Origin of the sequence: Oceanobacillus polygoni (assembly GCF_008304605.1) — a bacterium.
Lineage (GTDB): Bacteria > Bacillota > Bacilli > Bacillales > Amphibacillaceae > Oceanobacillus > Oceanobacillus polygoni.
Genome location: NZ_PIJY01000024.1, coordinates 380224 through 398024, shown reverse-complemented (window position 1 = coordinate 398024; position 17801 = coordinate 380224). Strand labels below are relative to the sequence as shown.

General features: G+C 36.9%; 14 protein-coding genes and 2 riboswitches. Of the genes, 1 reads left to right on the top strand and 13 read right to left on the bottom strand.

Annotated features, from left to right (window positions below):
* Positions 1–92 precede the first annotated feature (92 nt).
* A riboswitch (Lysine riboswitch) is annotated at positions 93–272 on the bottom strand.
* Between the two features lie 47 nt (positions 273–319).
* The 4 genes from yunB to F1560_RS11085 form a co-directional block, all read right to left on the bottom strand.
* The gene (yunB, locus tag F1560_RS11100; protein ID WP_149474679.1) at positions 320–1096 is read right to left on the bottom strand and encodes a sporulation protein YunB; all 777 of its coding nucleotides are present in this window, start codon (positions 1094–1096) and stop codon (positions 320–322) included.
* Between the two features lie 300 nt (positions 1097–1396).
* Positions 1397–1705: a YunC family protein gene (locus F1560_RS11095; protein WP_149474678.1), complete on the bottom strand. Its 309-nt coding sequence runs from the start codon at positions 1703–1705 to the stop codon at positions 1397–1399.
* Between the two features lie 85 nt (positions 1706–1790).
* The gene (locus tag F1560_RS11090) at positions 1791–3194 is read right to left on the bottom strand and encodes a bifunctional metallophosphatase/5'-nucleotidase (RefSeq protein WP_149474677.1); all 1404 of its coding nucleotides are present in this window, start codon (positions 3192–3194) and stop codon (positions 1791–1793) included.
* Positions 3195–3206: 12 nt separating this feature from the next.
* Positions 3207–4028, bottom strand: coding sequence for a sulfite exporter TauE/SafE family protein (locus F1560_RS11085; RefSeq protein WP_149474676.1), 822 nt, complete (start codon positions 4026–4028; stop codon positions 3207–3209).
* Positions 4029–4825: 797 nt separating this feature from the next.
* Between F1560_RS11085 and F1560_RS11080 the strand changes: the two genes are divergently transcribed.
* Positions 4826–5953 (top strand): YkvI family membrane protein, encoded by a 1128-nt coding sequence (locus F1560_RS11080; RefSeq protein WP_149474675.1) that lies wholly within the window; start codon positions 4826–4828, stop codon positions 5951–5953.
* Positions 5954–6274: 321 nt separating this feature from the next.
* On the opposite strand, the gene F1560_RS11075 is transcribed toward F1560_RS11080, so the two are convergent.
* The 9 genes from F1560_RS11075 to F1560_RS11035 all read right to left on the bottom strand — a co-directional run bounded on the left by F1560_RS11075 (position 6275) and on the right by F1560_RS11035 (position 17414).
* The gene (locus F1560_RS11075) at positions 6275–7777 is read right to left on the bottom strand and encodes a sodium:solute symporter family protein (RefSeq protein WP_149474674.1); all 1503 of its coding nucleotides are present in this window, start codon (positions 7775–7777) and stop codon (positions 6275–6277) included.
* Complete coding sequence (locus F1560_RS11070) at positions 7774–8052, bottom strand: hypothetical protein (protein ID WP_149474673.1); 279 nt, start codon at positions 8050–8052, stop codon at positions 7774–7776. The genes F1560_RS11075 and F1560_RS11070 overlap by 4 nt, the downstream gene beginning before the upstream one ends.
* Before the next feature lie 143 nt (positions 8053–8195).
* Positions 8196–9563, bottom strand: a complete 1368-nt coding sequence (locus tag F1560_RS11065; RefSeq protein WP_281292635.1) for an LLM class flavin-dependent oxidoreductase — start codon at positions 9561–9563, stop codon at positions 8196–8198.
* A gap of 183 nt (positions 9564–9746) precedes the next feature.
* Positions 9747–9854: riboswitch (SAM riboswitch) on the bottom strand.
* A 277-nt stretch (positions 9855–10131) separates the two neighbouring features.
* Positions 10132–11415, bottom strand: a complete 1284-nt coding sequence (locus F1560_RS11060) for a (Fe-S)-binding protein (RefSeq protein ID WP_149474671.1) — start codon at positions 11413–11415, stop codon at positions 10132–10134.
* A complete protein-coding gene (locus F1560_RS11055; protein ID WP_149474670.1) occupies positions 11408–12820 on the bottom strand; it encodes an FAD-binding oxidoreductase in 1413 nt (470 codons plus the stop codon). The genes F1560_RS11060 and F1560_RS11055 overlap by 8 nt, the downstream gene beginning before the upstream one ends.
* Complete coding sequence (locus tag F1560_RS11050; RefSeq protein ID WP_149474669.1) at positions 12817–13548, bottom strand: FadR/GntR family transcriptional regulator; 732 nt, start codon at positions 13546–13548, stop codon at positions 12817–12819. Before F1560_RS11050 ends, F1560_RS11055 begins: the two co-directional genes overlap by 4 nt.
* A 111-nt stretch (positions 13549–13659) precedes the next feature.
* Complete coding sequence (locus F1560_RS11045; protein WP_246811928.1) at positions 13660–14370, bottom strand: FadR/GntR family transcriptional regulator; 711 nt, start codon at positions 14368–14370, stop codon at positions 13660–13662.
* Between the two features lie 19 nt (positions 14371–14389).
* Positions 14390–16378 (bottom strand): TRAP transporter permease, encoded by a 1989-nt coding sequence (locus tag F1560_RS11040; protein WP_149474668.1) that lies wholly within the window; start codon positions 16376–16378, stop codon positions 14390–14392.
* A 55-nt stretch (positions 16379–16433) separates the two neighbouring features.
* Positions 16434–17414 (bottom strand): TAXI family TRAP transporter solute-binding subunit, encoded by a 981-nt coding sequence (locus F1560_RS11035; RefSeq protein WP_149474667.1) that lies wholly within the window; start codon positions 17412–17414, stop codon positions 16434–16436.
* Between the last annotated feature and the right edge of the window lie 387 nt (positions 17415–17801).

Sequence of the window (17801 nt, the reverse complement as noted above, 5' to 3'; positions counted from 1 at the left end):
GCCAAGTTTTCTAATAAAAAGCACACAAAAAAACAATGACAGAAAATAACCATCATTGTTTTTTACAATTACAATATACGTTATCCTCCATCTCGATCAGTAGTTCTCCATGCACATCCATTTAAGCATGACAGTACATCTCTTGTTCAAAGATATACCAGCAAATAATAAGTTTGACCCTTATTACGCTTCGGCAAGTACCCCTTTCATCAACCATCACTGTTGTCATTCTCCTGTTGATTACTAATAATATTTGCGCCTCTACCTCACCGATCTGATAAGGTTTATTATTCATTTACCTCAATACTATACTAGACTTTTAGTTATTCTGCAAGTCGTCTTTTGGCACAGCAATCGAAGGCCCGCCACCATCGCCACCATAGAAATCTGGAACCTTCCCCATAATGGCTCCACCATCCAGGTAGATCTCCGTGTTTACGGTTGTTACTTCCGTTGTAAATGGAATGACAATCTGAACATCTGCCTCCACATTAATATATAATGACACCCAAGCGCCATTTATACCAAATTCTTCTTCTTCTCGGATAACATTCGTCCGGACATTTCCAACAATCTCTAAATTAATCGGTATTTTCGGGCCAAGGTTAGCTAGTACCGTATTTCCTGTAACCTGCCCAAGAGGAATCTCCACCAATGTCGGATCCTGTTTCGCTCGATCTTCAGCACCATCACTATAATCATATGGTTCTAGGAGCGGATCTTCAAATACAAGCGGATCCCCCCGGTTCACATTAATGAAAAATTCCTCTACCCGATCCGTTGCGACGCGGTTGATTTCACTAATGACAGAAGGGTTCCAGTTATACGTTGCAAAATGACCTTCATTGTCATATGTAATGTCTAACATGTCTTCAAAGCTATAGTCCTCAACATACCGAACAGCTGAATTTATCGCCCGAGTTGCAAACTCATCGACCTTTACTGTCGCTATTTCCATTAGAACAGGTTCAATTCGTTTATCAATTAATCGAATGCTTAAAAATACACAGACAATAAATACGATTATTGTTATGATTAAAATGTGCTTCCCTGGAGGCGATGCTCTTCTTTTGCGAAAGCGTTTTTTATGTCTCAACTCAGATACCCCCTCTGGAATAAATTTATGCTTGTTCTAAGAGGGTTAGACTAGAGAATTTAGGGAGCTTAAGAAAAACACTAACGTATCTATGCGCACCTAGATGGGATTGCACGAATGAATTTGGAAGTGACTTGCAAATTGGGAGCATCAGCCTTTCCACTCTCGATTCCAGTCTTTTACCGTCCGCTTTCAGTCATTCTAGTATTTCGACATTAGCCAGCCGTCTGCAAAATAAGTAAATAGAATTAGTTCCGTGAAAATAAAAATGTCTCCCAAAATGGAAGACATTTAAGAAGATCACGATATTTTTAATAAAGCATCCTTTCCGGTCATGCCGACTTCCCAGCCATAAGCCTTTGAAGCGTCTGTTACCTTCTGCAGCGGTGCATGTAATAATTCATCAATTGTTCGTACGCCCATTGCACGCCCTGCAACGACATTACGCTCTTGTAGCTTCGGTATTTCATTAAAAATATCCACATCCAATGCTGCACACATGATATAGCCAATGTCATTGGATATCATTAGCAAATTCGTTTTTGGAAGCTCGACACTTACCGCCATAAAAATCATACCGTCTACTTCTAGTGGATTCACCGTAATCATAATGATGAAATGCCCCCTTCACAATTTACCTTATATGTGTATGCATGAAGGTGGCAACGTGTCACAACTAGAAAATTGCTCAATCTTAATTCGTCGGAAATTTCGCGCGTAGTGTCTGTGCAAGCAAGTCTCTTAAAAATTCAGGTACGAAATAATGCTTGGAATCTGATTTAGCTACTTCTGGCAGTAAACGACCGAATGTAAAGGTATCCGCAGTCGCAACATAATACGTATGCTCTGGATCGATCGGCTGCCCATTCTCAAGCAGAACCCGTTTTACATACTCCTCACCATTTTTATGGAATGCGACCTCTACATCAAGCCCAGCAAACATCATTCTCCCTAAAACTTTCCCGCGGAACCCAAAACCTTTCAATTCCCGCTGCATAAATTCTTTTGTTAGTGATGCACGAATAACTTCAATCAATTCATTTCCTTTTAGGTCAACAACAACAGGATTAATCGGATGTGGACAAATTCGATGAATATCCTTATACGTGACAATCCCTGCTGGTATGCTATCCAACAGTAAGCCATTATTCAGCATCGCAGCATCCGCTTTCGTCCATTCTTTCACCGTATTTGTAAGATCCTGCATAATTGGTGTATCCGCATACCAATTCACTTCCATCGGACTATCGATCTGTACAACCGTTTCTCCAAGCAAGCTGTCTGCCTCTTTTTGCATTGCATGTAATGTCTGCTCTGTTACATCGTCCTTTTCTAAATGCGTAATATCGGTCGTATACGCTTCTTTTTTCACTAACTTTTTCTGCTCATGATCCCACGTAAGAATAACTTCACCTATATAGGCACAATGCTTTCCTGCTGCAGTAATTACAGCATTATTTACATACTCGCCACTACGAAGCAGGTGGTGTGTATGTCCGCCAATTATTACATCAACTGCATCATATCTTCGTGCTATTTCCTGATCAACAGTAATTCCAAGGTGTGACATGACGATAATGATATCTACGGATTGTTCTAATTCCTTCACATATTTATCTAAAATCTCAATTTCAGAGGAGACGTGCCAATTTAACAGCTCATAAAAGGCATTAAATGGTGCTGTTAAGCCAATCATACCAATTTTCACACCATTATCTGTCTCGATTTTAACTGTAGGACGAAGCCATGGTGGCTGAATGTTATCAGTACTATGTAAATTTGCACAAATAACTTTAAATGCAGCCTCATCATATAAGTGATATAAATCCTGATGCGATATCGTAATTCCTTCATTATTGCCAATGGTTACAAGGTCATAACCTGCTTCATTCAATAGCTTGACATTCGCCCTACCCATCGATGCTTCAGTTATGGAATGAGAGCGATCTACATGATCTCCAATATCGATTGTCCAATTCACTTCACCCCGTTTACTTCGTAGCTCGCGAGACTCTTTTAAATATGTCACAACTCTGGGCCATTGATCAAAATCACTGTGCAAATCATTCGTATAATAAAAATAGAGTTTTTCTTCCATTTACATAACTCCTTAGGATAATCCTTGAAAAATCATACGCAATCCAATAAATATTAAAATGACACGCAATCCCCATTCTAATATTTTCCCAGGAAGAAGCTGATTCACTTTCGCACCAAGCTTCCCACCAAACCAAGCTCCTGGAATAAAAAACAAAACATACTCCCATGCAATATGTCCGAGTGCAATATGAGTACTAGCACCTGCAATACTAACAAAGAAAATCATAAACATCGATGTTGCTGTTGCTACATGTGCAGGGAATCCGAACAATAGAATCATTGCCGGCACCATAATGGAACCACCACCAATTCCAAAAAGTCCAGATAAAGTTCCGACAATTAGCGATAGTAAAAAGGCACCTAAAATCGGTACACGATACCGATATGTCTGTCCATATAATTCATATGTACGAACACCTTTTTCATTTCCAGTGAACTCCTTTTTAGGTGCTCGATCCTTTTTGATAAAGAAAAGCAGGGATATAACAATCATTAATACGCCAAAATACAATAAAAATGACTTCGAATCAACAAATTGATTTAACCAAGAACCAATTGCACCGCCCGGTATACTCCCAGTAAGAAATAAAAGCCCCGTTTTATAATCAACTCGTTTCCCCTTCGCATATGCCAGCGTTGAAGATAATGCTGTAACAATCATCGCAATCAAAGAAATTCCAACAATAGACTGTGGCGTCACCCAAGCAAAGCTGTCTAAAAAAGAGCTAACCATCAACAACGTTGGGATAAGAATAATACCTCCACCAAGTCCAAACATTGACCCGACAAATGCAGTAATCAGTCCAATAACTAAACATATAATAAAAACCAAAACAACCCCTACCATCTATTATATTGTATTTATATCTTATCATATTGGTGGGGGTAACTGTGTTTGGAAAGTGTTTAATTTTCTATACCATATTTCTTCTAAGGAAAAATTGCGTTTTCGAGATGTGACGAAATGCTTATTTGCTTACGTCGAATTTACTAGTAAGGGGTTCAATAATTATTAAACCTGATGAGAGTAGTTCATTCCGTTTTTCAATAAGTTAAAAATCCCATTATCCTATCAGATGGACAGAGTTCATAAAAAAACAGAGAATAGATGAAGGTTTTCCCCTCAGCTATTGTACATAATTTTTTATACTCGAACCTTACGAAAGCATACTATTTCAGGCCATGCTAGGTATTTCTACCAATAACAGCCTATCACGGTCAATATATTTAAAATGCAATTAGAACAACGAACACACTTCTCTCTAACTAAAATTGATGAATGCAGTATGAAAGCACTTCTTAAAACTCCACTCCTATTTTTCATAATTTCAATTTAATTGAACACATCAATAAACAAGATGGGTAACATCACAATTAATCATTTCACATGATTCAAAAAACGCATTATAATGTCAGCAAGCGCTTACACATTTAATATTTCCACTATTTTAAAAATATTTTATTTTCATTAGTTAGACACCTATGTGTTTTAGAAATTTTCAACTTCAAGGCATAAGTAAAATCTATTACATTTTCTTTTTTATAGAATTTGAGGTGGTAACTAAAATTTCACTTAGAAATTTTAAAGAGTCTAGCATTATACTTAAAAAGAGAGTGGGATGGGTGTGTATGGAGAGTAATAATGTAAATTTTAAACAAGTTATTGCTTTTAGCGGAGCTTTTATAGCATTTTTAATAGGTTCAGGATTTGCAACTGGACAGGAAATAATGCAGTATTTTGTTGCGTATGGATATATGGGTATTGTTGGAGCAATAGTAGTTTTCCTCCTTTTTTTGTATGTTGGAACTAGTTTTATAGTGACGGGGTATAAGCATAAATTTCCGAAACCGAATGATATTTACACATATTATTGCGGAAAGACAATAGGTAAATTTTTTGATTACTTTTCAATATTATTTATTTATCTATCTTTTATTGTAATGATTGGAGGATCAGGAGCCACAATCAAACAGCAATTTGAACTTCCAGTTTCAATAGGTGCTATAGGATTAGCCATACTTGCAGGATTTACGGTATTATTTGGGCTTAACAAAATAGTAGATGTAATCGGCAAGATTGGACCAGTAATATGTATTTTGGCTATACTATTGGGGATTTCAGCTATTGTTATGAATCCTTCTGGTTTAATTACGGTTAGTCAGATTATACCTGATTTAGATTTAATGCAAGCATCAAGTAATTGGGTATTCGCAGCGGGTTCTTATGTAGGATTTTGTATGCTGTGGCTAGCTGCATTTTTATCTACAATGGGAACAACAGCAGTAAACCAAAAAACTGCATCTCTTGGTGCAATTTTCGGAGCGCTTGGTTTTTCGGCGGCTATCATAGTGGTAGCCTTAGGGTTTATGGCTAATATTCAGCAAGTCGAAGGATCTTTAGTACCCTCATTAATTTTAGCAGGAAATATACATCCTAGTGTAGCAGTAATATTTTCATTGATAGTTGTAGCAGCGATCTATTCTACAGCTGTACCACTTCTTTGGACAGTTTCATCCAAAATTGCAGATGAAAAGAGTAGTAAGTTTAAGTATGTTACGATAATACTAGCAATTATAGGAACAATTGTTGGATTATTTATTCCGTTTGATAGGCTTGTAAATGTTGTTTATGTAATTAATGGGTATGTAGGTATAATTTTACTAGCCTTAATGATTCTTAAAAGTATAAGAAATATTATCCAGAATAAAAAAGATAAGAATAATGATGGCAAGTCACTTGATGCGAAAATAATGTAAGGTGAAAGATTGCTGGAAAATACAATTCTTTTAATTTATTGTAAGCAATTAGTAGATAAAGGTTTAGATAAAATAAATAGCCATTGGCATTAACATTACAATGGCTATTTATTTTTTTGGGCTCTACAACCAGTAGCCCTGTTTCAGCACTTACTGACTTAAAATCTCTCAAATAGCAGCTCAATATCGTGGTCCATAATCACTGATGTTTAAATTAGGATTCATACAACATCAAGTTAATCTCCCAACGTCTACTTTATAAAAAGTCTCTAGACCTTCTCATTGTCACTATAATATTTAATTATATGTTTAATTGTACTTTTAGCTAATACGTGATCTTGGCTTTAATGTAGGAACTCTGACATTTTCTGCATAAATAATCTCTGTATCTTCCCATAGTTTTTGTACAAAAGCACTTGGATTTTTCATATATCCTACAACTATCATAATAATAAAACTTAAAGTTAAACCATAAACTCCTGGCTGCCAACCCCAACCCTCAATAAAATTAGGATTAAAAAATCGTAAGAACATAGATAGTGCAGTTCCTGCAATCAAACCAATTATTGCTCCTTCTTTATTAGCACGTTTCCAGTACAATCCTAAAATAACAACTGGAAAAAGCAGGATTATTCCATCATAAGTAAATAATGCAAGAAAAACCATTAATCCCAAATCTGCTGTACCAAAAAACAAAGAAACAATTGAAATAACAACAACTGAAATTCTTGCTATATATACTGCTTTCTTATCTGAAATCTTCCTATTTATTACTTGTGCTAAATCTCTCGATATTGTTGTACTAATTGCCTGTATTATACCACTAACTGTTCCAACGCTACTTGCCATAATTACTACACCTAGCAGTCCAAGTGCTATAGGACCGGATTCACTGGCTATCCATAAAAAAGCACCTTGTACATCAGAAAGCGTTTGATCGTAAGAATGAATAAATATAGCAGTAACAACAAATATAGAAAAGAATATTGCGTATATAATTGGTGCGAGTACAGCAGAAACTTTTATAGTCCGTATGCTATCTCCCGCAAATAACTTATTGTATGCCCATGGCCACAAAAACCCACCTAAACCACTCAATATCACAATTGATGTCCAATACGGAGTCGGTGAATCCCAACCAGGACCAGGATAAGTAAGCATCCCAGGATAATCATTAACTACCATTTCAAATCCTGAAGCAAATCCTCCAAAGTATTTATATACAAAGTAAATCATTAGAGCGGTACCACCAAATATTAATATTAAACCCTGAAAAACATTCGCAGTTATTACGGATCGCATACCACCCAGTGAAACAAAGACGGCAACTACTATTATACCCAAGACCATGCCCCAAAACTGGGAAATCAAACCACCGGTAGCATATTCAAAAACATACCCCTGAGTTACAATCTCAACTATCAACCAAGGGATTGTAAACACTATACCCCAAATTCCAGTTAGCATTCGTAAAGACTTGCTTTGATACCTAAACCCTAATAATTCCGATTGCGTTTTAATTCCATACCTCACACCCCAAATATATGTTTTTGGTGCAACATAATACATAACAATCATTGTTATTATTGCATATGCTATACAATATAATGCTGTAAACCCATAGGTCACAGCCATTCCTGCCCAAGCCGTATACATAGCCCCAACAATCCATGTTGCTAAAACCGAAAAAGTTAAAGCAAAAAAACCAAAAGATCGGTTAGCTGTTGCATAGTCCTCAAAAGAACTGACACCTAACTTTTTCCTTATAATAAAAAGCATAATCGCAAAAAAGGTAAATATCATTATTAAGGGTATTATATTCAACTTTCCTCGCCTCCACTAACATTACTATTATCTTTCGGCGTAACCTCAATATCTAGTTCACCTAATTTACTTTCAATAAAAAACTGTATGCATAACCCCGCGCATAAAAGAGCAACACATAAAAAAAGATAAAACATTGAAAACGGTAATCCGAATACCCATGGCTCGATTCTATTTGCTAAATCAAATAGTCCTGGAAAAGTCATGCAAACAGATATTAAAGAATAATAAATTAAAAAAATGCTGTTTTTTTTGTTTCTAATATTAATGAGCATCTTAATACCCTCCAACAATATATTTTAATAATTTAAAATAAACAATAAATTTAAAAGAGGGATTATGATGAAAACTATAATCCCCTCTATCTTCATCTGCAAATCCAATAAAATACTATTTCTTATACTCAGTAATACATTTCTTAAACTTCTGTTTTCGAGTGAATCTCTCGAAATTGAGCTGCAACATGGTGGTCTGGTAAACGGTCATATCCGAAAAGATTGTTACGAAAAGTACCTTCCTCATACTCTTTTCTAACAAGACCACGCTCTTGTAAAATAGGAACGACACCATCCACAAATTCTTCAAAGGTTCCAGGTGTAATCGCATAGGAAATATTAAACCCATCAATCCCAACCTCATTAATCCACTTTTCCATTGTATCCGCTACTCTTTCTGGTGTACCTACTTCAACATGACCTACAGAACCAATACCTACGAAATTGGCTAATTCTCTTACTGTCCATTGTTTATTCGGGTCCACTTTTGTGAAATTTTCAACTACCGATTTCATTGCATCACTTTTGACATATTCAATTTTGTCCTCTGGGTCATATACCGAAAAATCTATGCCTGTCCATCCACCTAATAGTGCCAACGCACCTTCATAACTTATGTGTTTTTTGTATTCCTCATATTTTTCTTCTGCTTCTTTCTGTGTACTACCTAATATTGGTGTAAGTGAAGAAAGGATTTTGATCTCATTTGGATTACGTCCAGCGTGTTTTGCTTCTTCTCGAATGGAGTCTACGGTTTTTTTCGTAATTTCTGCTGTCGGAGCACTAATAAATACAAGTTCAGCATGTTTAGCTGCAAACTTCCTTCCTCTGCTTGAAGCTCCAGCCTGAAAAATAACTGGTGTTCTTTGAGGGGAAGGCTCACTTAAATGCGCCCCAGGAACATTAAAGTATTTTCCTTCATGTCTTATGTCATGTACTTTTTCTGGATCTGCATATATTCCCTTCTCTTTATCTACCAAAACAGCGTCTTCTTCCCAACTTCCTTCCCATAGCTTGTAAACCACTTCCAAATATTCATCCGCAATTTCATAGCGTTCACTATGACTTATTTGCTGGTCTAACCCAAGATTCACTGCAGCACTGTTTAAATAAGAAGTAACAATATTCCAGCCAATCCGCCCTTCCGTTATATGGTCTAATGTCGACATACGTCTTGCAAAACTATATGGATGTTCATAACTTGTAGAGGCTGTTAAACCAAAACCTAAATGTTTTGTCACTTGAGCCATAATTGGAACTACAAAGGCAGGGTCATTTACTGGAACTTGAGCTCCTTGTCTTACTGCAGCATCACGTGAGCCTTCATATACATCATAAATCCCTAAAACGTCAGCCAGAAAAATAGCATCAAAGCGCCCTTTTTCCAATACTTTAGCCAGATGTATCCAATAATCAGCACTTTTATAGGTTGAGGATTTATCTTTAGGGTGTGTCCATAATCCCGGTGAATAAAGTCCAGCACAATTCATATCAAATGCATTTAAGTAGATTCTTTTTTTGTCATGTTATTAGCCCCTCACTTTTGAATTTTCAATTTTTTTACTCTAAAAAACTTTTTCGAACAACTTTAACCATTTAGCTATTCTCCATAAATTTCTTTTTATTTATAAAACAATAAAACACCCTCTTTTCTAAATCATGAGAAAAGAGGGTGTTTACCGTTATCAATTCCACTCTTATCTCTCAAGAAATAAATCCCGCTGGAATTAGCACCTTCCTGATATTATCAGAGGTTGCTGAAGCGTCACAGGGCCAGATCCCTCGGCTTCTCTTGATAAGAATTATTTAAATGTTGCGTTTAGTATATTCCAATAAATCCGATTAGTCAAGAATGATTTTATCTTTAGAATATTAATCACGTAGATGTCATATCTCTACCCTTAGAAATTTTAGCTTTTCCCATGAACCTTTCTGAAATTAGAAGCGAGGCTAAAACCGCAACCCTATTATTGTTGTTATCAATTCAGGGTTAATTAACATGTTATACAGAAGCTAAAGAATAACCTTGATATTCACACATATATCCGTTAACCAATAATGCTCATTTCCACTACTAATCTACTCAACCCCACAAGCCTCTGCCAACAACTCAACAATATGAACAACCTCAATCCGTTCTGACAATCCCTCTCGCTCAACTCCAACTTTCATTTGCAAATGACAACCAGGGTTTGTCGTAACAACCACTTCCGGAGAAACCTTCTTAACATGTTTCATTTTTTCATCTAAAACATCCATTGATTCCTCATAATTGACAATATTGTAGATTCCTGCTGATCCACAGCACATGTTTTTATTTGGGAGTTCTAAATAAGTAATTCCTGGTACAGACTTTAACAGCTCTAGCGGTTCATTTACCCGTTTTTGAACATTCGACATATGACAAGATGGTTGATAAGTTACCACTTTGTTCATTTTCTTTTCAAATGGCAAACGTAATTGTCCTAAGATGACACTTATATCCACATTCCTTTGCGCAAACTGTTTCGCACGGTCTACCCATTCAGGATCATGTTCTAATAAGTGATCATATTCTACTAATTGTGCACCACAACCGCCGATGCTATTTACAATAAAATCAAACTCATATTTTTCGAATGCTGCGATATTTGCTTTTGCTAACTTTTTCGTGATTTCAGTTGCCCCACTATGGTTTTGCATTGCACCACAACATGTCTGTTCTTTAATCACGGTAACTTCACAACCAGCACGTTGAAGTAACTTTATGCTCTGGGTATTAATAGAAGAGAACATCGTATCCATGATGCATCCAGTGAAAAATCCAATACGAAACGCTGGTTTTAATTCAGCTGGATAATGTTCTGCCCGTTTTTTTCGTTGAGTCGGTCCTTCAACTGTTGGTAAAATTTTCTCAAATGTACGTAAGTTTTCAGGCAAGATGTTTACTGCCTTTGTTTTCCTTGCAACCTTTTGTAATCCTGACTTCTGGTATAGCGCAAGTCCTGTGCCTGCAGTGCTTAGGATTTTCTTACTTGGCATTGCTTTATCAAAGACAAACTCTTGGAATAATTTTGCACGCTTCGTTATCGTTTTTGTTTCCCTTTTATTTTCCCTGATAACTTCTTTCGCTGATTCTAAGATTTTTCCGTATTGGACATTTGTTGGACATACTACTTCGCACGCCCTACACCCTAGGCATAAATTAATCGGTCCTTCTAATTCGGAATAGGAAATATGCCCTTCAGCAGCCATTTTCACTAAATTAATTCGTCCTCTAGGTGAGTGTGTTTCTTTTCCCATTGTTAAATAGGTAGGGCATGCAGGTAAACAGTAACCACATTGTACACAGTCAAACGTTTCTTCATAAGCTAGTTCAGCCATTCGTTAACACCAACCTTTGACCGGCTTTCGGGAAGATTTTCCCTGGATTGAGAATATTATTCGGATCCCAGCTATCCTTAATTCGTTTCATCATATCGAGTCCGACTTCGCCTAATTCCATTTCCATAAACGGCGCTTTAAGTGTGCCAATGCCGTGTTCACCGGATAATGTTCCACCCAGTTCAATCGCCGCTTTAAAAATTTCTTCTACTGCTTGCTCTACGCGTCGCATCTCTTCCTGATCTCGTTTATCAGCGATGATATTCGGATGCAAGTTACCATCACCAGCATGACCAAAAACAACGAGATCCACCTTATATTTTTCTCTGATTTCTTTTAATCGACCAAACATATCTGGAATCTTACTTCTAGGTACTGTAGCATCTTCGGAAATCTTCGTTGGTTTTTCCCGGACAATCGCAGGTGATACGAGTTTACGTGCTCTCCATAACTCAGTTGCTTCCTCCGTTGTATTCGCAACACGTACATCTCTTGCTGCCGCCTCTTTGCATACAATTTCTACACTGCGTATTTCATCTTCAATTGCTTGTGGATGCCCATCCAATTCAATTAAAAGCAATGCTTCTGCATCTGTCGGAAGACCTAGTGGTTCATAAGCTTCTACTGCCTTTATCGATCCATTGTCCATTATTTCTAGCTTCGATGGTAAAATTCCCGAACTTAACATTTTTGTAATTGCTTTTCCAGAGTAAACAATGTCATCAAATACTGCCATCATCGTCTTTGTTGCTTGCGGTTTTGGAAAAAGTCGAAGTGTTGCTTCCGTTATGACACCGAGTGTTCCTTCCGAACCAACGATAAGCTTTGTTAAATCATATCCGGTCACATTTTTGACCGTTCTACCACCAGTACGAATAATTTCCCCTTCTGGTGTAACGACTTCAAGTCCGATGACGTAATCTTTTGTTACACCATATTTTAAGCCTCTTGGACCTCCTGAGTTCTCTGCTAAATTGCCTCCAATTGTCGATACATTCGAGCTACTTGGATCTGGCGGGTAAATAAGCCCAACCTCGAGGGCAGCATCATTAATGGCTGCTGTTAGGACACCAGGAGAGACAACGACAACCATATCTTCCGAATCCACCTCAAGCCTTTCATCCCACTTTGATAAATCAAGTACAATACCCCCATTGACTGGCAGTGAACCACCACTTAAACCCGTTCCTTGCCCGCGAGGATAAACAGGTACCCCGTGTTCATTTGCTAGTTTCATAATTTCTGATACCTCAGACGCGGACTTCGGTTGGATAACGATATCTGGAACATGAACACCAAACGAAGCATCGAAAGAATAACTATATAAGTCTACTTTATCTGTAAGGATTCTTTTTTCTTCCTTCACGATGTTTTTCAGTAATGCAGTCAGCTGTTCTTGTTTCACTTTTCTTCCCCCATTTTTATCAAACGACTTTGTATATGGCGTTCTTTAATATTTTGATGATGTTCCCACATTGTCTTCCTTGCTAATTCAGCTTTCTTATGAATAATGGATGTAAAAATATTTTCATGTTCCTTCATCACCTGTTGATTGAGCATGTCATTCTTAATCGAATGTTCTCTGCTCTCTTTTAGGTTTGACCTAATCTTATCCGAAATTAGATTCATCACTTCTAACATAACCGGATTATTAGAAGCTTCCACGATACAATAATGAAAAGCGTAATCCTCTTCTAGTGCAATCAACCCATTCTTTTCAACTGCAAGTAGTTGATGATAAATGCTTGTTAATTTTTCTTTCTGATCATTCGTCATCCTAGTTGCTGCATGATACGCAGCATCTCCTTCTATTGCTTGCCTTAATTCAATGAGATCAATAAAGGCAGAACCTTTTTCATCCATCATTTGTGAAAATTTATGTAATAAGTCTTGCTGTGAATCTTCATTTAAAAACATTCCAACCCCGGAGCGTACGGTGATAATTCCGGATGATTCCAGTACAGTTACCGCTTCTTTCACAGAGGTTCTTGAAACACTGAACATCTCAGCTAGTGCCCTTTCTGACGGCAGTTTTTCACCTGGTAAAATATTTCCATCTGCAATGGAATTTTTAATTTGTTGAATGATAGTTTGATAGATTTTTTTCTGCTTTTTTATTGGTGTAAATGCCACAGTTGGCCCTCCAATCTGTATAGCGGCTCAGTGGACAGTCCAGAGTATTTATAGAAAAAAGAAACAAGGCTATTGTTTCTTTTTTCTGCAAAACTTTCTTTCATTCCACTTCTAATCACTTTCAATTACCCGCTCGTCATTGAGTTTAATACGTGCTTTCGTTAAATGATTGATAACCGCTTTTTTTGCTGCATGACCATCCCTACGTTTAACTGCTTCATAAATCTCTACATGTTCTAGATAAACTTCTTTTCTTTTCGCTGCCCAGCCTAAGTTTTTTTCTAACGAGAACTTTAATGCTCGTAAATGAAGATCGGATAAATTATTCATCGTCTTCGTTAAAAATGGATTATATGCAGCTCTTACAAGAAGCCCATGAAAGGAAAAATCTGCTTCATATCCTACCGACCACTCATCATTCATTACTTTTCTGAACGCATCTAAGCTCGACTTTAATTCCTCTATATCTTCTTCTCTATGACGAGTTGCCGCAAGAAAAGCTGCTTCTGATTCAATAATTGTACGCATCTCTAATAAATCATGTACTTGGCTTATATCAACCATATCAAAATGAGTCGTTTCAAACATCTTCGCTAAATTTACTTCTTTTACCCAATACCCTCCACCTTGTTTGGAGTCAATAATGCCACTAGCTTCTAATACACTTAATGCTTCCCTTAGAGGCACACGACTAATTCCAAACTTTTGTGTAAGTTCTTTTTCAGATGGTAGCTTACTATTCAGTGGAAATTCACCAGATTTTATCATATTTTTAAGTTCCTCAAGTACCAATTCAGATATTTTTTTTCTTTCAATCTGCACGGGAGAACCTCCTTATCCGTTAAACTCCAACCGCTTTATCTTCTTCCTGAGTGGAAATATTTTCTAATTTCTTAGAACGAATAATATGCCATGTTAAAAATGATATCCCTATAGCTAAGCCCACTGCATCTGTAAGCAAACCAGGATTAATTAAAAGTAACGCTACAACGAAGAAACCAATTCGTTCAATGATATTTAATTTTGTTCGGAAGAAATTAAATACCGCAATAGAAAGTGCATAGACTCCTAAAGCCGCAGTTATAAATACAAGAATACCACTTAAAGCAGAAGCAACTTCCCCAGTTTCCGTTTGCATAACCATAATTGGATTATAAGCAATCATAAACGGTATAATAAATCCTGGTAAACATAGTTTTAGAGCTATCCATGACGTTTTCATCGCATCTGCCCCAGCAAGTCCAGCAGCAGTAAAGGAAGCAAGTGCTACCGGTGGTGTAATATTAGAAAGTGCGCCGAACCAAAATACGAAGAAATGTGCAGCGACCGGGTTCACTCCCGCCTCAATTAATGCAGGTGCTGCTGTAACAGCTACTACAATATAAAGTGCGGTTGAAGGTAAACCCATACTTAAAACGATACAGGTGATCGCAACTAATAGTAATATTACCGCTAATGATCCACCAGATAATGCAATAATGTTATACGAAAGTGTTGCACCTAGACCTGTCATCGTTACAACTGCAATAATAATACCAACGGATGTACATGCAACTGCTACTTGAATCGATCCTTTTGCCCCATCAATCAGTGCACCTGCTGCTTTTTTCATCGTAATACGATTACTTTTACTCTTTGTAAGCCAACTCGCAATAATAGCAGAAATAATACCTGCAAACCCTGCTGCAATAGGAGTTTTCCCTGATAATAGTGTAAGAATTACAATTACGAGTGGTACCAGGAGAACACCTCCTTCTTTCAGCACTGCCCAAACCTGTGGAATGGAATCTTTACTCATTCCTTTTAATCCTTCTTTTTTTGCTTCAATATCAATAGCAATAATTAAGCCAGCATAATAAAGCAATGAAGGGATAATGGCTGCAAGAATAACGATGTTGTAGCTAACTCCAAGAAAACCTGCCATAATAAATGCTGCAGCACCCATGATTGGTGGCATAATCATTCCACCAGTAGATGCAGATGCTTCAACTGCAGCAGCATATTTAGGCTTTAACCCAATACTCTTCATTAATGGAATCGTAAACGGACCTGTTGTTGCGACGTTCGCGACCGCACTCCCACTTAATGAGCCTGTTAAAGCACTAGAGAGGACAGCAACCTGGGCTGGACCACCACGACGTTGTCCTGCAATAGCAACAGCTAAGTCATTAAACAATTTAGTTGCCCCACTAGCACTTAAAAATGCTCCAAATAAGATAAAGAGAACAATATACGTAGTTGCAATCGATAAGGTCATTCCAAAAATACCTTCCGTCGTCATATAAAAACGGAATAATAATCGCTCTAGCGAAAATCCAGCATGTCCCATAACACCTGGAAAATAAGGTCCAAATAAGGCATAAATGATTGCTCCTAGAGTCAGTACTGGAATGAATATCCCAATGCTTCTTCTCGAAATTTCTAATAAAGCAATAATTGTAATAATAGCAAACACATAATCCCATACAATTGGTTGTGACATTCTATCATTGTGGATAGCAATATAATTCATAAGAATATAAATTACACCCGCTAAGCCTGCAACTGCAAAAATCATGTCAAGTATAGAAAATTTATGCTTATTCCCGGCTTTAGTAGCTGGATTTAATAGAAATCCTAAGACGAAAATAAACCCGAGAAAGATTGTGTTTCGATAGATTTCTTGAATATTCATGAAACTATTTGAATAGATAGCAAAAAGGGACAATCCTATTGCAAATACTGCAATAACGATCGCTTGGTTTCCTTCTAGTTGTCGAATCCCTCCTCCACCTTCATTATCTAAATCAATATTCTGAACATCATTGGCTGCTTTCTTTTTAAAAAACAATCGTTTTACCACCTTTCAAGTTAATAAATAACTTTATAGATTAATTTCTCCATCCTCAATTTGCTTCTGGAGGAACAAGTTCATCTGGAATTTCTAAACCTATTTCCACAAAATAGTTGTATGCTCCAATATGAAGAGGAGCAGGTAACCCATCAAGCGCAGTCTCTAGTGAAACTTCTTTTGCTGAGCTATGAATTTCATGTACTTGATCTAAGTTTTCATAGACAGCCTTTGTTAGCTCATAAACAACTTCCTCATCTAAATCTGCTGATCCCGCTAGAAAATTAGGCATTGCTATCGTATTAATATCTTCATCCACATTTGGATATGTACCAGCAGGAATTACAAATCGGTACCATGTATTATAAATATTATTGATAGATTCGAGTTGTTCGTCTGTGACTTCCAGCACGCTAGCATTAACTCCACTTGCATACATATCCATTACAGAAGATACAGGAACTCCAGCTGGTAAAGATCCCCCATCAAGCCGACCATCTCTCATTGCAGAAACTGTATCGTCATACCCTAAATATTCAGTTGTAATATTGTCTTTTGTTAAGTTAAAACCCTGCATAATGGTAATTGTAGATTCTTCTGTTCCACTTGCTTGTGGTCCAACAGAAAAGGATGTTCCTTCAATATCTTCAATTGTTCCTGTTTCCACCTTGTTATTCATTAATACAAAATGTTCCACATTTCCCCAAAGCATCAATATCGAACGTAACTCCTTATAAGCGTTCCCTTCAAAACTTCCAGATCCTTCGATTGCTTGTGCACCAATTAACCCTTGCAAAATAGCTAGGTCAGCTTCCCCTTTTCGAAGTAGATCGATATTTTCGATAGAACCTGCTGAAGATTGACCTGTAACCTTCATTTCCTCCATTGTTTCTGTCCAAAGGTGACCCAATCCAACTCCGATTGGATAATATGTACCACCCGAGGAGGCGGTTGCAACGGACAGATATTTTGTATCCCCACATGCCGATAGCACCAGTACAAGCACAATAAAGATTGGAGCTATAATTTTTTTCATAAATGTTTCTCCCCCCCACGCCAATGTAAGCGCTTTTATAAATTTGTATTACAAGTATACAATGTTACAACATTACAAATCAAGCTTTTTTTAACAATTATTAAAAAATTACTTTTATTCTTTTGTTACAGATATATCTAATAATTTGTTTGCTTGGTAAATTATTTATCAAGCGTGACTAATATATTTTCTATAAATTATGTTGTAAAAATATAGAATCCCTAAAGAGATCCATGCAAATTAAAAAGGTATAACCTCTCATAATCTGAGTGGGATTATACCTTTTTTAACTGTAGAAGTTTACACCTTCAACGACAAAATATGGAGCCCGCATTCCATAAGACATGTTGAAAATCATTTTACAAATGGATCATACATTCTGATAAA